The organism is Rhodococcus sp. UFZ-B548 (assembly GCF_903819475.1).
Lineage (GTDB): Bacteria > Actinomycetota > Actinomycetes > Mycobacteriales > Mycobacteriaceae > Rhodococcus_F > Rhodococcus_F erythropolis.
This window is the reverse complement of the sequence record NZ_CAIJDS010000024.1, coordinates 47,685-61,100: the sequence shown is the minus strand read 5'-3', so window position 1 is coordinate 61,100 and position 13,416 is coordinate 47,685. Positions and strand designations below refer to the sequence as shown.

Here is a 13,416-nt window from a genome sequence, read left to right as displayed (position 1 = left end):
TCATTCCTCCCCGTTCGTTGACCCTGCACCGTTCATTTCGTAGGCACCAGACAAGGCGACTACTTGCTGCCAGACGTACTCGAATCGCTCGGCCGCGAATTTGGGGCGCCGAATAGATGCGAGAGCCAACCGCTGCTGATCTTCACTGGCGCTGGGTTTTCCGTGCAACTCCACCGCTGCAGCACTGAAGTCGCGGACCAGGACGTCGAAGATCTGATCCAGCACCCCATCGCTCCGCTGCCCCTCGTCCAATCCCAAGATCTCGGCTTGTTCGAGGATCAACTGGCCGTAGACGACGAGGGTGAAGAGTTCGGTGATCGCCAGGCCGAAGTCCAAGTCGACCTGCTGCGCCGCATCCGGTGCAGCTTCGGCAAGGAGGGTCACGAGAGCTTCGGCCTGCTCCACGAACAGTGCGACGTTGGGAACATCCGCAAACTTCGCGTACACCGCTCGCCAGTCGTCGAATCGAACCTTGGACAACCCCCGTGCCGGGCCCTGACGGAACAGGAACTCGTCGTCGGCTGCGTCGTTACGCGTCGGAACCGCCGGAAATGACTCGGGGGCAAAGAGGTACGCCGGCATGAACTTGGCGATCAGGGCGAGATTGACGGCGACGGTCCCCTCGAGCTTGGGCAGCCCGTCGACATCCATCTTGGCCACCGCGAGGTAGCTGTCCTTCTCGAAGCCCTTTGCCGCAGCGATGTCGGAGAGCAGTCCGATCACCTTCTGTGCCTCGGTTGTCACCTTCATCTTGGTGACGGGATTGAACAAGAGGTAGCGGCGGTCCTCGGGCGATGCGGTGCGGAAGTAGTCCACCGCACGATCCGAGAAGAGCCTCATCGCCAGCAGGCGCGCGTACGCGTCGACGAATTCACGTCGTACGTGTGGGAACGCCGTGACGGGATTGCCGAACAGGATTCGATTGTGCGCGTGGGTAATCGTCTCGTACAAGGCATGAGTCGACATACCGATTCCGCCGAAACACAGGTTGAATTTTCCGATGTTCACGGTGTTGAGTGCGGCACTGAATGCTGCCTCGCCGGTATGCAGGATATCCTCTGCCACAACGGGATATTCGGCGAGTGAGAACTCCGCTACGTACATCTGCGCCGGAACGATGTTCTTCACCACGGTGAATGCCGGATGGTCCGAGTCGGCGTAGAAGAAGACGTACTGATCGGCGCCCTCCACTCCGTCGACACGACCGAAGACAGAGACCGTGTTGGCGCAGTTGCCATTTCCGATGTAGTACTTCGAACCGCTGGCCAGGTACCCGCCGCTGCCGTTCGGCGTCAAGACCATGTCGGTGGAGTAGACGTCGGCGCCGTGCTCTTTCTCGGACAATCCGAATGCCGCAACGCCTCCGGAAGCCAAAGCGGAAGCTGCTCGCGCCCTTGCAGTCTCGTTGTCGCTCTGCCACACCGGCCCGAGGCCGAGAATGGTCACCTGCCACGGGTACCAGTAGTTGAGTCCGTAGAAGCCGAGGATCTCGGACAGCGCGGCGATACGGCTGGTATCCCAGCGCTTGTCGGAGTCACCGCCGCTGTCGCGGGCGGGGGTCAGGAAAGTCGCGAACAGGCCTTCCTTTGCCGCGAAGTCGACGAACTCGGAGTAAAAGGTCTTGTCGTGATAGTCGGCCAGAAGTCGATTCTTTCCACGCGCCTCGAACCAGTCGACGGTCGCGCCCAGCAGTCTCCGCGTGGTCGCGTCGAATTCCGGCCGATCGTAAGTGGAGGGATGGAGCAACAGATCATTCGGCACTAAAGAGGTCGACGCTGTCATCGCGGTTGTTCTCCTAGAGATCTCGGCAGAGGCGCCTCACTGACCGCCTCTTCGAATACAACGCCACCGTAACAATTGATGACGACGAATACAACGGTTGCGTATGATTCACGAAGAATTGGCAGGCAGATTAGGGTGGGAGCGGAGGTGAGGCACACGATGACCAGGTCACAAGCTGACGCAACGGATACACCGCGACGCAAATACGCCCCTCGCATGGCGCCCGAGCAACGACGCGAACAGTTGCTCGACGCAGCATTCGAGGTCACCGGCCGCGTAGGCCTGCACAACCTCAGCATGGAATCCGTCGCTGCCGAAGCCGGCGTCGGCAAGCCCGTCCTCTACACGATTTTCGATACCAGGACCGATCTCGTCGCTGCACTCCTGCGCCGCGAGCACGAGCGAGCCATCGCTCAGGTGCTCGAAACCATGCCGACAGATCTGAGCGAACTCGGCCCAGCGGCGTCATACACCGGAACCGTTGGCGCCTTCGTCGACGCCGTACTGGAGAACCCGACGCGCTGGCGCCTGATCCTGACGTCTGTCGAGAACGCCCCCAGCGAGTATCACGGCTTACTGAAGCTCTCTCGCGGAGCTGTCTTCGCCCGCGCCGAAGAACTGGCGCGTGCCGGGATTGCCCTCGAACCGAAGCTCGAAGGCCTTGATCCGGTTCTCCTCGCACACACCATGATGTCGTTTGCCGAAATGCTCGGACGACTGGCCGTCAGCGACCCCGAAACCTATACCCGAGAAAGACTTTCCAGTTTTGCCGTTGCGCTCGCTCAGTCGGTCGGGCGTTAGCAGACCACTGAAACCTGTCGGTCGGATCTGCTTCAATACACGCATGACATCACCATCGATCGAACCGCTACAGCTTTTCGAAACGTCTCCGGGCAACTGGTCACTGATGCTCACCGACCAGCATTTCGGCAAGGTAGCAGCGGTATTCGAGCAGGTAGAGGGTTTCGAAGGCTCCGGCTACGACTGGGCGTCGGTCGCCCACGCAGTGGTAGGCCGCGATGCACCGCATCTGGAGGGCCGCTTCGGCACCGATCCCGAAGCGGGCATGTTTGTTGCGTACGGCAGCGACAACGAAGCTCTTGGTGAACTCGGAGTGCTTCTCGCCAAAGCGTATTCGGATGCCGAGTACCTCGGCGGCCTGGTCGCCATTTCCGAACTCGACTAGAGCTCCTGCTGAAACGACACCGGCCCCACACCTAGGTGCGGGGCCGGTACCGAAGGAAAGATCTAGCCGACCAACAGCTCGGCAATCTGAATCGTGTTGAGAGCGGCGCCCTTACGGAGGTTGTCACCCGAAACGAAGAGCGCGAGTCCGCGTCCCTCCGGGACACCCGGATCTTGACGGATACGACCGACCAGCGACGCGTTGCCGCCGGCAGCGGCCAGCGGCGTCGGAACCTCGACCAACTCCACTCCGGGAGCGTCGGCGAGGATTTCCTTCGCACGAGCGACCGAGAGCGGGTTCGCGAACTCTGCGTTGATCGCGAGCGAGTGTCCGGTCACGACGGGAACGCGCACGCAGGTGCCCGAAACCAGCAGATCAGGAAGTCCGAGGATCTTGCGGCTCTCGTTACGGAGCTTCTGATCCTCGTCGGTCTCGCCGCTTCCGTCGTCGACCAGCGAACCTGCCAGCGGCAGGACGTTGAACGCGATGGGGGCGACGTAGTTGTTCGGGGCCGGGAAGTCGACGGCGCTGCCGTCGTGAACCAACTTCTCGGCGTCACCGACAACGGCGCGCACCTGGCCGAGGAGTTCCTCGACGCCGGCGATTCCGCTACCGGACACAGCCTGGTAGCTGGAAACGATCAGACGCTGCAGACCGGCTTCGTCGTGCAGAACCTTGAGCACCGGCATCGCTGCCATGGTGGTGCAGTTGGGGTTCGCGATGATGCCCTTGACCAGGTTCTTCGTGTCCTGCGGGTTGACCTCGCTGACCACGAGGGGAACCTCGGGATCCTTGCGCCATGCGGAAGAGTTGTCGACAACCGTCGCACCGGCCGCGGCAAAGCGCGGAGCCTGCGCACGAGACAGCGTCGCACCGGCGGAGAAGAGGGCGATGTCGATGCCCTTCAGATCCTCGTCGGACGTTGCTTCGGCATCCTCGACAACGATCTCTTCGCCGCGGAACGTCAGCTTCTTACCGGCGGAGCGTGCCGATGCAAAGAACCGCACCTTGTCCGCGGGGAAGTTACGTTCTTCGAGCAGAGTGCGCATGACGATGCCGACCTGACCGGTCGCACCGACAACAGCGATTGTTGTCATCAGAAATTACCGTCCTGTTCCTGCGTGTACTACGGCTTCTTCGTCGCCGCCGAGACCGAAAGCGGCGTGGATAACGCGCACGGCGTCGTCGAGTTCGGTGTCCTTGACCAGCACGGAGATGCGGATCTCGGAGGTCGAGATGAGATCGATGTTGATGTCGGCCTTGGCCAGTGCCTCACAGAACGTGGCCGTGACGCCCGGGTGGCTCCGCATTCCGGCACCGACCAGGGAAACCTTGCCGATGTGGTCGTCGAACAAGATCTGTGTGAAGCCGATGTCTTCCTGACGCTTGGTCAGGATCTCGACGGCGCGGGGGCCGTCGGCGGTCGGCAGCGTGAAGGTGATGTCCGTCTTGTTGGTCTCCACCTTGGAGATGTTCTGCAGCACCATGTCGATGTTGATCTCGGCATCGGAGACAGCGCGGAACACCTTGGCAGCATGTCCCGGTGTGTCCGGCAATCCGACAACGGTGATCTTGGCTTCGCCGCGATCGTGCGCGACTCCGGTGATCAGGGCCTCTTCCACAGGAATGTCCTCCATCGATCCGGACACGATTGTTCCGGGCTTGGTGGTGTATGACGAACGGACGTGCACAGGCACGTTGTAACGACGGGCGTACTCGACACACCGGAGCATGAGCACCTTGGCACCACACGCTGCGAGTTCGAGCATTTCCTCGAAGGAAACCGTCTCGAGGCGGTGAGCGTCAGGGACGATGCGCGGATCGGCGGAGAAGACGCCGTCGACGTCGGTGTAGATCTCGCAGACGTCAGCGTTGAGTGCAGCTGCCAACGCCACGGCGGTGGTGTCGGAGCCACCGCGTCCGAGCGTCGTGATGTCCTTGCTGTCCTGGCTGACGCCTTGGAATCCGGCGACCAGAACGATCGAGCCTTCGTCGAGGGCGGTGCGAACACGGCCCGGCGTGACGTCGATGATCTTGGCGTTTCCGTGGCTGCCGGTCGTGATGACTCCGGCTTGTGAGCCCGAGAACGAACGAGCTTCGGCGCCGAGGGAGTGAATTGCCATCGCTACCAAGGAGTTGGAGATGCGCTCACCCGAGGTCAGCAGCATGTCCATTTCACGGGCCGGCGGGGAAGGGCACACCTGCTGAGCCAGGTCGAGCAGCTCATCGGTGGTATCGCCCATCGCTGACACCACGACGACGACATCATTGCCGGCCTTCTTGGTCTCGACGATCCGTTCAGCGACTCGTCGGATGCGCTCGGCGGTTGCCACCGAGGATCCGCCGTACTTCTGGACGACGAGAGCCACGCGTTTCTACCTCCAGGTCGAAATTGTTTACAGATACCAGAGGTCGAGCTTACCGAGGTGGTCCTGGGACTTCCCGATGCGTACTGCTGTTCGCCTCAGATCCGCGCGGGATCAGTTGCGAGATCCGCGCTCGCATCAACGTCGCAGAACGCGAACCACCGGCAACGTAACCGACCACCGCGACGGCAACTCCGCAGGCGAGAAGCACGCGGATACTGCTGACCAGGGAAACTGCCAGCGCGTCGTACACCGCCACAGCCGCCTCGGACGACGGTATGTCTGAATTCTGTAAATAGACCCGGCGCACGACGGCCAGCGCCACCAGCAGGGCGATCATCGCCACCGCCGTCGCCAGCCCGACCAGGGACAGCGCGCGCATTCGCCCCGGCGCAACTGCGACGGCCGCAATCGCGCAGGCCACCGACGCCCACGGCAACCAGGTCGCTGCTCGGTCGAGAGTGTTCGAGAAATCCTGGGCCCGCACCAACTCGTCGGATCGCAGGATCTCGAACTGCGGATCGAGCGCCGGGAGGCGATCGATCACGGTGAATCCGCGATCGCGGAGGTTCGTCCTCAGTTCCGTCATGACCGGTTCGAGGGAGACGGTGACCGTTCCGCTGTCGTCGGCCCGAACTATGCCGTCGGCGGCTCGGCCGGTCACCATCGCGGCAAGTTGCGCGTGCGCTCGACGGTTGGCCGCGGTCCAGAGCGTCGCAAACTGGTCGCTCGAGACCAACGACTGAGCGGCCTCACGAACAAGTCTCTCGGCCTGTCTCGTCACCACCTGCGGAAACTCGTCCAACCGCTGCGTCAATTCCTCGGTCAGCCGATCAACGGCCGCCGATTGGACAGCGGGGTCGGCAGCCAGCGGGGCAACGGACTCGACATAGCTGTCGGTGTCGTTCACCTGGGTGTGGACGAACAGCGCGAGCACCGAGCCGGCAAAACCGAGACCAGCGAGAACGATCAGCAGTGAACAGACGATCCAGCGGATCGAGCGCATCACGCGCGCTTGGCGCGCGCCGGTCGAATCTTCGCGGTGATGTGGTGAATGCGGTGATCGTCAGCGGGTATCCGGAAAGTCTCGGTAACCCGAACGGTCATCAGGTTGCGCCCGAACAACCCGGCGTCAAGGAGGTAGTCAGCCGTCAGGTCGTCCCCGTCGACCGTCCACTCCACCTCACGAATGTCGCGGATCACGCGATACTGAGGGCCTCCGGAAAGGCTGCGCCGCAAATGATTCCCCGAAAATCCGGTCTTCAACCCGACCTCGTGACGTACCGCGTCCGGAGCCAGCGGTACGGAACTGCCATCGTGACTACGGAGCGCGTCGAGGTACGTGCTCGCCACGGCGATTCGGGGATCCATGGACGACAGTCCACCATTTTCGAGGCCGAAACGGCAGCACAATTCGGCGACAAATTGGACATGAGGGCGAACCCCACCGATTTCTCGCGAAATCCAGGAGTAGAGTGCTGTGCATGCAGCGCGCACTCCTTCTTGGTTGCCGCGACGGGGTCTGATCCAGACTGGCCTCCCGCCGCGGGGTTTTTGTGCGCCGGTCGACCAAGCCTTCCGGACTCATGGTCTTGACCAACAGGTCATCAGGCCAGGTCCACAATCCTGGAGATCACACCAATGTCCCCCGCTGACGCATTCACCACCGGCACTCGCACCATTACCCCGCCCACGAAGCCGGCACCTTCCGACCAGCCTGCGTGGAACACGCAGAAGAACTCGTCGATGCCGACGTTCCGCTACCGCCCGTTCGCCGAAGAGGTCGAGACGGTCACGCTGCCCGACCGCACCTGGCCGGACAAGATCATCGACCGAGCACCCCAGTGGTGTGCCGTTGACCTGCGCGACGGCAACCAGGCGCTGATCGATCCGATGAGCCCGGCGCGCAAGCGTCGTATGTTCGATCTCCTGGTCCGTATGGGCTACAAGGAGATCGAGGTCGGATTCCCGTCCGCGAGCCAGACCGACTTCGACTTCGTTCGCGAGATCATCGAGGATGGCGCGATCCCGTCCGATGTCACCATCCAGGTGCTGACGCAGTCGCGTCCCGAACTGATCAAGCGCACATTCGAGGCGTGCGAAGGTGCCGAGAACGCGATCGTGCACTTCTACAACTCCACCTCGATTCTGCAGCGCCGCGTCGTGTTCCGCGCCGACAAGGACACGATCAAGAAGATCGCCACCGACGCCGCCGAACTGGTCCTGGCCGAGTCGAAGAAGTACCCGGACACGAACTGGCGCTGGGAATACTCGCCCGAGTCCTACACCGGCACCGAGCTCGAGTACGCCAAGGAAGTATGTGACGCCGTCACCGAAACCCTGGGTGCGACGCCTGCCAACCCGGTCATCCTGAACCTTCCCGCCACCGTCGAGATGGCGACACCCAACGTGTACGCCGACTCCATCGAGTGGATGCACCGCAACCTGGCCCGCCGCGATTCGGTCATCCTGTCGCTGCACCCCCACAACGACCGCGGCACCGGCGTCGCTGCAGCCGAGCTGGGCTACCAGGCCGGCGCAGACCGCATCGAAGGCTGCCTGTTCGGCAACGGCGAGCGCACCGGCAACGTCTGCCTGGTCACCCTCGCACTGAACATGTTCACGCGCGGCGTCGACCCGCAGATCGATTTCTCGAACATCGACGAGATCCGTCGCACGGTCGAGTACTGCAACCAACTGCCCGTCCACGAGCGTCATCCGTACGGCGGCGACCTGGTCTACACCGCGTTCTCCGGCAGCCACCAGGACGCGATCAACAAGGGCCTCGACGCCATGAAGGTCGACGCCGACAACCAGGACTCGGACGTCGACGACATTCTCTGGCAGGTCCCCTACCTGCCGATCGACCCCAAGGACGTCGGCCGCAGCTACGAGGCCGTCATCCGCGTGAACTCGCAGTCCGGCAAGGGCGGCGTCGCGTACATCATGAAGGCCGATCACGGTCTGGTGCTGCCGCGTCGTCTGCAGGTCGAGTTCTCGCAGTCGGTCCAGAAGATCACCGACGGTGAGGGCGGCGAGGTCTCGCCGAAGGAAATGTGGGACGTCTTCCACGAGGAGTACCTCGCCCCCGTCACCCCGCTCGAGCGGATGAAGCAGAAGGTCACCGCGTCCGAGGAGGACGGCGGCACCGACGCCATCACCGCCATCGTCAAGGTGAACGGCAAGGAGCAGGAGATCTCGGGAACCGGTAACGGCCCGCTCGCTGCCTTCGTCGACGCGCTGGGAAGCATCAACTTCGACGTTCGTGTCCTCGACTACTCCGAGCACGCAATGTCCGCCGGCGACGACGCCCAAGCCGCGGCCTACGTCGAGTGCGCCGTGACGGGCCCGGACGGTCAGAGCACCGTCGTCTGGGGTGTGGGTATCGCCACGTCGATCACGACGGCGTCGCTGCGCGCCGTGGTTTCGGCAGTGAACCGCGCGAGCTGACACTCACGCAATACGAACCCGGCTCTTCAACAAACCCTGGTCTCACCCGATTTTCGGGTGAGACCAGGGTTGTTTTCACGGCACAGAAGTTCTTCGGTCCGTGTTTTCGGTTCGGCATGACATAGGTCCCGAAAGAGTCGCTTAGCGAAGTTAACAAACAGGATTCACCCATCGAGGATGATGCAGCCGACCCCGGCACGTGAGATAGTCACCTCAGACAAATCCGACTTGTGAAATGGGGCTCGACAATGGATTCCTTTTGGGACTTCCTCTGGCTGATCATCATCAGCTTCGCGTTCATCGCGTACCTGATCCTGCTCTTCTCGATCATCACCGACCTATTCCGTGATCACAAGACTTCCGGCTGGGTAAAGGCAATCTGGATCGTCTTCCTGTTCTTCATTCCGCTGCTCACCTCGCTCGTCTATCTGATCGTCCGAAGCGACGGAATGGCCCAGCGCTCCATGGAGGCTGCTCAGCAGGTCAAGAATGCACAGGACAGCTACATCCGTGAGGTTGCCGGAAAGTCCCCGGCCGAGTCCATCGCAGATGCAAAGGCGCTTCTCGACGCCGGCACCATCAGCGAAGAAGAATTCGCAGCGCTGAAGGCCAAGGCCCTCGCCTGATTCAGGCCCTCACTAATCAGTGAGGATTGCACTACCGAAACGGGAGCGACACTAATCGTGTCGCTCCCGTTTCGTATTCATTCACCAACAGCCGTTCATTCACCGACCGCCCGGGCGACGTCGCGAAAAGCGTCGAGAACCACTCCGATAGCCGGGCTGCGGTCGATGTGTAATCGAGTTGCCAATTCATAAACGCGAGCAGCGCGCACGCCTGCCACCGGTTTCCTCGATACTCCAGGATGTGTGATCGCGTAACGCGGCATCAAAGCCACACCGTGGCCCGCCGCCACCAACTCTTCGATAACTCGGAAATCGTTTATCCGATGAGCGACTCGAGGTTGGACCCCGGTGACGGACGCAACCGACAACAGAACGTCGTCGACCGGAAACCCGCCGCGCACGCTGATCCAGTTCTCGTCGGCCAATTGTTCCAACCGGACCGAATCCTGCTCGGCGAGTGGATGATCAGGCCGCAGCACCAGGTCGATCGGTTCACGCATCAGCGGTTGCACGCTGACCCGGGGAAACGAGGTCTCGGCGCCGCGTTCGTCACGGTGAGTGAGGATCACGTCGTGATCGGCCAACAGTCCAGGGACGGCCGACGCCGGTTTGTCGACGTCGTGTGCGTCGATGTCCACGTCCGAGTTCTTCAGCGCCGTCAGGACGCCGGGCAGCAGGAGAGCTGCTCCGGAGGGAAAGAACGCGACTCGCACCTTGCCGCGCGGCGAGCCTCGGTACGACGCCATCTCGTCCGCTGCCCGGTCGAGCGCCGCCACCACGTCGTCGGCGCGGAGCACCAGCGCTCGACCAGCGTCGGTGAGGCGCAGCGTGCGCCCGTCCGGCTCGAGGAGCAAGACCCCCGCCTCTCGGCCGAGGATCTTGAGTTGTTGCGAGACGGCGGACGGTGTCATCGAGAGAGCGAGAGCAGTAGCGCCGACGGTTCCTCGGTCGGCGAGCTCGCGGAGAATCCGCAAGCGCGTGGCATCCATACGGTGACGAATATCCATGTAGCAAAACTACATGGATAGTGCATCTATATTCGCTTGTTCTGATGCTTCGTACGGCTCACGATTAACGTCATGACTCCCCGCGACCGTCTCCTCGGCCTGACCGTGATCGTCTTGTGGGGTCTGAACTTCCTGGCCATTCGCGTCGGCCTGGATCATTTCCCGCCGTTCTTCTTCGCTGCACTCCGGTTTCTGATCATCGCGATTCCGGTGGTCATCTTCGTGCCGCGTCCGCAGGTACCGCTCCGTTGGTTGCTGCTCTACGGATTCGGTTTCGGATTCGGCCAGTTCGTCTTCCTCTTCTGGGCGATGCATTCGGGGATGCCGACGGGTCTCGCATCACTGGTCCTGCAGTCGTCCGCGCCGTTCACCGTCCTACTCGGCGCGTTCCTGCTCCGCGAGAAGCTCAGCGTCTGGCAGGTCTCCGGGATCGCCGTCGCCGTAGTCGGTATGTCGTTGATCGGCTGGGACCGTTCACACCACGCGGCACTGCTGCCCGTGATCCTCACGCTCCTCGGCGGCCTGTCCTGGGCGTTCGGCAATCTCGGCAGCCGCTTGGCCGCGGCGAACACCGTCGGCGAGCCCGCACCGATGCGCTTGATGCTGTGGATGTGCGTCATCCCGCCGTTGCCGATGCTCGCCCTGTCCGCGGTGGTCGAAGGCCCCACCGTCGGATGGCACGCGCTCGGTACCGCGTTCAGTGCCGACGCCTGGCAGTCACTGGTCGGGCTGGCCTACATCATTCTGCTCGGCACCATCGCCGGATCCGGGCTCTGGACGATGCTCATGGGCCGCTATCCCGCCGGCATGGTGGCGCCGCTCTCCTTGCTGGTACCGGTAGTGGGAATCGGCGCGTCCTGGCTGTTCCTGCACGAGGATCCGAGCCCGTTGTCACTGGTCGGAGCAGTCATCGTGATTGCCGGTGCGAGCGCCGCACAGATGAGGCGCAAGCCCGCGAACACTGTTTTCTCGGACACACCTGCAGCCTCACCACCGGCGCGACTCGGCGTCTGACGACGCCCTGTGCCAAACTCGGGCCGTGGGAACTGGACTATCGATCACAGCGCGCGGAAAGCTCGCCATGCGAGCTGCCGCAGCAGCATCTTGGGCATCGCAGAAGGCCGGGCGCGGCAAGGGCTCGATGATCGGCGGGTTGATCGCCCTCAAGATCGACCCGACGCTGATGACTCAGCTCGGACGCGGCAAGCGCACCGTCGTGGTCACGGGCACCAACGGCAAGTCGACGACCACACGTATGACCGCCGCAGCACTCGCGACACTCGGTGACGTCGCCACGCAGGCCGACGGCGCCAACATGGATGCCGGGATCGTGGCCGCTCTGGCCGCGCGTACGGACGCAACGCTGGCAGCACTCGAGGTCGACGAACTGCACGTCCCCCACGTAGCCGACGCCGTGAATCCGGAAGTGATCGTGCTGCTCAATCTCAGCCGCGATCAGCTCGACCGGGTCGGCGAGATCAACATGATCGAGCGGAAGCTCCGCGCGTGCGTCAATGCGCATCCGAACGCGGTGATCGTCGCCAACTGCGATGACGTACTGGTCACCTCCGTGGCATACGACGCCACCAACGTCGTGTGGGTTGCTGCCGGCGGCGGCTGGGCCGGCGATTCCGTCAGCTGCCCGCGCACCGGTGAACCCATCGTGTGGGAGGGAAAGCACTGGCGCAGTACCGGTTCCGACTTCGCGCGGCCCGAGCCGACCTGGTGGCTCGACGACGACAATCTCTACGGCCCCGACGGCCTGAAGATTCCGATGACGTTGACTCTCCCCGGAAAAGCCAACCGCGGTAACGCCGCTCAGGCCGTAGCTGCTGCGGCTGCTTTGGGCGCAGATCCGGTCGGGGCAGTTGCCGCCGCGTCGACGGTCCAGGAAGTCGCCGGCCGCTACAGCACCGTCGAGGTCGGACCGCACTCCGTCCACATGCTGCTCGCGAAGAATCCCGCCGGTTGGCAGGAAGCGCTGTCGATGATCGATCCCACGGTGGACGGACTGGTGATCGCGGTGAACGGTCAGGTGCCGGACGGCGAGGACCTCTCCTGGCTGTGGGACGTGAAGTTCGAGCACTTCGAAGGCGTCAAGGTAGTGGCCGCCGGCGAACGCGGAACCGATCTCGCCGTTCGCCTCACGTACGCAGGCGTCGAGCACACCCTCGATCCGGATCCGTTGCGCGCCATCGCTTCCTGCCCTCCCGGACGCGTGGAGGTACTGGCGAACTACACAGCCTTCCGTGACCTCAACACCGCCATCGCGAAGGAGTCTCGCAATGTCTGACTCGACAATTCGCATCGGACTGGTTCTCCCCGACGTCATGGGCACCTACGGCGACGGCGGCAATGCCCTGATCCTGCGTCAGCGTCTGCGGATGCGCGGCTACGACGCCGAGATCGTGGACATCACCTTGAGCGATCCGGTCCCCGATTCGCTCGACGTGTACACATTGGGTGGCGCCGAGGATTCCGCTCAGCGACTCGCAACGCGCCATCTCGCGAAATACCCTGGCCTGCAACGCGCCGCCGAGCGTGGCGCACCGGTTCTGGCGATCTGCGCTGCAATTCAGGTGCTCGGCAACTGGTACGAAACCTCCAGCGGCGAACGCGTCGACGGTGTCTCGATGCTCGACGTCACGACCTCTCCGCAGGAGAAGCGTTCCATCGGCGAGGTCATCACGAAGCCCTTGATCGACGGGCTCACAGCACCTCTCTCAGGTTTCGAGAATCACCGCGGCGGAACAACTCTGGGTAGCTCAGCCTCTGGATTCGCACGTGTCACCCATGGTGTCGGAAACGGCGTCGGTGACGGATTCGAGGGCGTCGTACAGGGTTCGGTGATCGGGACGTACATGCACGGACCCGCCTTGGCCCGGAATCCGGAACTCGCGGACCTCCTGCTCATGCGGGCCTTGGGCGTCAACGAACTCGAACCCCTGCATCTGCCCGAGGTCGACAAGCTCCGCAAGGAGCGGCTCGCGATTCGCTGA

The 13,416-nt window shown here is 62.9% G+C and carries 13 protein-coding genes; 7 read left to right on the top strand and 6 right to left on the bottom strand.

Annotation, left to right across the window (positions count from 1 at the left end):
- Entirely contained in the window at positions 1–1,782 is a 1,782-nt protein-coding gene (locus H7C86_RS20585; protein WP_182262151.1) for an acyl-CoA dehydrogenase, read from the bottom strand.
- Between the two features lie 159 nt (positions 1,783–1,941).
- On the opposite strand from H7C86_RS20585, the gene H7C86_RS20580 reads away from it, so the two are divergent.
- Together H7C86_RS20580 and H7C86_RS20575 are read left to right on the top strand one after the other, a co-directional pair.
- Positions 1,942–2,583: a TetR/AcrR family transcriptional regulator gene (locus H7C86_RS20580; protein ID WP_020905924.1), complete on the top strand. Its 642-nt coding sequence runs from the start codon at positions 1,942–1,944 to the stop codon at positions 2,581–2,583.
- Positions 2,584–2,626: 43 nt separating this feature from the next.
- Positions 2,627–2,968 (top strand): Imm51 family immunity protein, encoded by a 342-nt coding sequence (locus H7C86_RS20575; protein WP_021332919.1) that lies wholly within the window; start codon positions 2,627–2,629, stop codon positions 2,966–2,968.
- A 62-nt stretch (positions 2,969–3,030) separates the two neighbouring features.
- Here the strand turns inward: H7C86_RS20575 and H7C86_RS20570 are convergent, their stop codons facing one another.
- The 4 genes from H7C86_RS20570 to H7C86_RS20555 are packed head-to-tail and all read right to left on the bottom strand — an operon-like array spanning position 3,031 to position 6,705.
- Positions 3,031–4,065, bottom strand: a complete 1,035-nt coding sequence (locus tag H7C86_RS20570) for an aspartate-semialdehyde dehydrogenase (protein WP_019746568.1) — start codon at positions 4,063–4,065, stop codon at positions 3,031–3,033.
- Positions 4,066–4,071: 6 nt separating this feature from the next.
- On the bottom strand, positions 4,072–5,337 hold the full coding sequence (locus H7C86_RS20565) for an aspartate kinase (protein WP_019746567.1): 1,266 nt from the start codon (positions 5,335–5,337) through the stop codon (positions 4,072–4,074).
- A gap of 49 nt (positions 5,338–5,386) precedes the next feature.
- The gene (locus H7C86_RS20560; protein WP_182262150.1) at positions 5,387–6,340 is read right to left on the bottom strand and encodes a hypothetical protein; all 954 of its coding nucleotides are present in this window, start codon (positions 6,338–6,340) and stop codon (positions 5,387–5,389) included.
- The gene (locus tag H7C86_RS20555; protein ID WP_182262149.1) at positions 6,340–6,705 is read right to left on the bottom strand and encodes a hypothetical protein; all 366 of its coding nucleotides are present in this window, start codon (positions 6,703–6,705) and stop codon (positions 6,340–6,342) included. Before H7C86_RS20555 ends, H7C86_RS20560 begins: the two co-directional genes overlap by 1 nt.
- A 270-nt stretch (positions 6,706–6,975) precedes the next feature.
- On the opposite strand from H7C86_RS20555, the gene leuA reads away from it, so the two are divergent.
- Positions 6,976–8,784: a 2-isopropylmalate synthase gene (gene leuA / locus H7C86_RS20550; protein WP_019746565.1), complete on the top strand. Its 1,809-nt coding sequence runs from the start codon at positions 6,976–6,978 to the stop codon at positions 8,782–8,784.
- A 248-nt stretch (positions 8,785–9,032) separates the two neighbouring features.
- A complete protein-coding gene (locus H7C86_RS20545) occupies positions 9,033–9,410 on the top strand; it encodes an SHOCT domain-containing protein (RefSeq protein ID WP_020968226.1) in 378 nt (125 codons plus the stop codon).
- A 95-nt stretch (positions 9,411–9,505) separates the two neighbouring features.
- On the opposite strand, the gene H7C86_RS20540 is transcribed toward H7C86_RS20545, so the two are convergent.
- Positions 9,506–10,399 (bottom strand): LysR family transcriptional regulator, encoded by an 894-nt coding sequence (locus H7C86_RS20540; RefSeq protein ID WP_070385886.1) that lies wholly within the window; start codon positions 10,397–10,399, stop codon positions 9,506–9,508.
- 90 nt (positions 10,400–10,489) lie between these two features.
- On the opposite strand from H7C86_RS20540, the gene H7C86_RS20535 reads away from it, so the two are divergent.
- The 3 genes from H7C86_RS20535 to H7C86_RS20525 are packed head-to-tail and all read left to right on the top strand — an operon-like array spanning position 10,490 to position 13,416.
- On the top strand, positions 10,490–11,431 hold the full coding sequence (locus H7C86_RS20535; protein ID WP_182262148.1) for an EamA family transporter: 942 nt from the start codon (positions 10,490–10,492) through the stop codon (positions 11,429–11,431).
- A 25-nt stretch (positions 11,432–11,456) separates the two neighbouring features.
- A complete protein-coding gene (locus H7C86_RS20530; protein WP_003943457.1) occupies positions 11,457–12,710 on the top strand; it encodes a MurT ligase domain-containing protein in 1,254 nt (417 codons plus the stop codon).
- On the top strand, positions 12,703–13,416 hold the full coding sequence (locus H7C86_RS20525; RefSeq protein WP_019746560.1) for a type 1 glutamine amidotransferase: 714 nt from the start codon (positions 12,703–12,705) through the stop codon (positions 13,414–13,416). Before H7C86_RS20530 ends, H7C86_RS20525 begins: the two co-directional genes overlap by 8 nt.

What these genes read in the sequence shown, in the direction of transcription:
- H7C86_RS20580 (WP_020905924.1), top strand. Translation starts at nt 1,942, where the DNA reads ATGACCAGGTCACAAGCTGACGCAACGGATACACCGCGACGCAAATAC.
- H7C86_RS20535 (WP_182262148.1), top strand. Translation starts at nt 10,490, where the DNA reads ATGACTCCCCGCGACCGTCTCCTCGGCCTGACCGTGATCGTCTTGTGG.
- H7C86_RS20545 (WP_020968226.1), top strand. Translation starts at nt 9,033, where the DNA reads ATGGATTCCTTTTGGGACTTCCTCTGGCTGATCATCATCAGCTTCGCG.
- leuA (WP_019746565.1), top strand. Translation starts at nt 6,976, where the DNA reads ATGTCCCCCGCTGACGCATTCACCACCGGCACTCGCACCATTACCCCG.
- H7C86_RS20570 (WP_019746568.1), bottom strand. Translation starts at nt 4,065, where the DNA reads ATGACAACAATCGCTGTTGTCGGTGCGACCGGTCAGGTCGGCATCGTC.
- H7C86_RS20560 (WP_182262150.1), bottom strand. Translation starts at nt 6,340, where the DNA reads ATGCGCTCGATCCGCTGGATCGTCTGTTCACTGCTGATCGTTCTCGCT.
- H7C86_RS20575 (WP_021332919.1), top strand. Translation starts at nt 2,627, where the DNA reads ATGACATCACCATCGATCGAACCGCTACAGCTTTTCGAAACGTCTCCG.
- H7C86_RS20525 (WP_019746560.1), top strand. Translation starts at nt 12,703, where the DNA reads ATGTCTGACTCGACAATTCGCATCGGACTGGTTCTCCCCGACGTCATG.
- H7C86_RS20555 (WP_182262149.1), bottom strand. Translation starts at nt 6,705, where the DNA reads ATGGATCCCCGAATCGCCGTGGCGAGCACGTACCTCGACGCGCTCCGT.
- H7C86_RS20540 (WP_070385886.1), bottom strand. Translation starts at nt 10,399, where the DNA reads ATGGATGCCACGCGCTTGCGGATTCTCCGCGAGCTCGCCGACCGAGGA.
- H7C86_RS20585 (WP_182262151.1), bottom strand. Translation starts at nt 1,782, where the DNA reads ATGACAGCGTCGACCTCTTTAGTGCCGAATGATCTGTTGCTCCATCCC.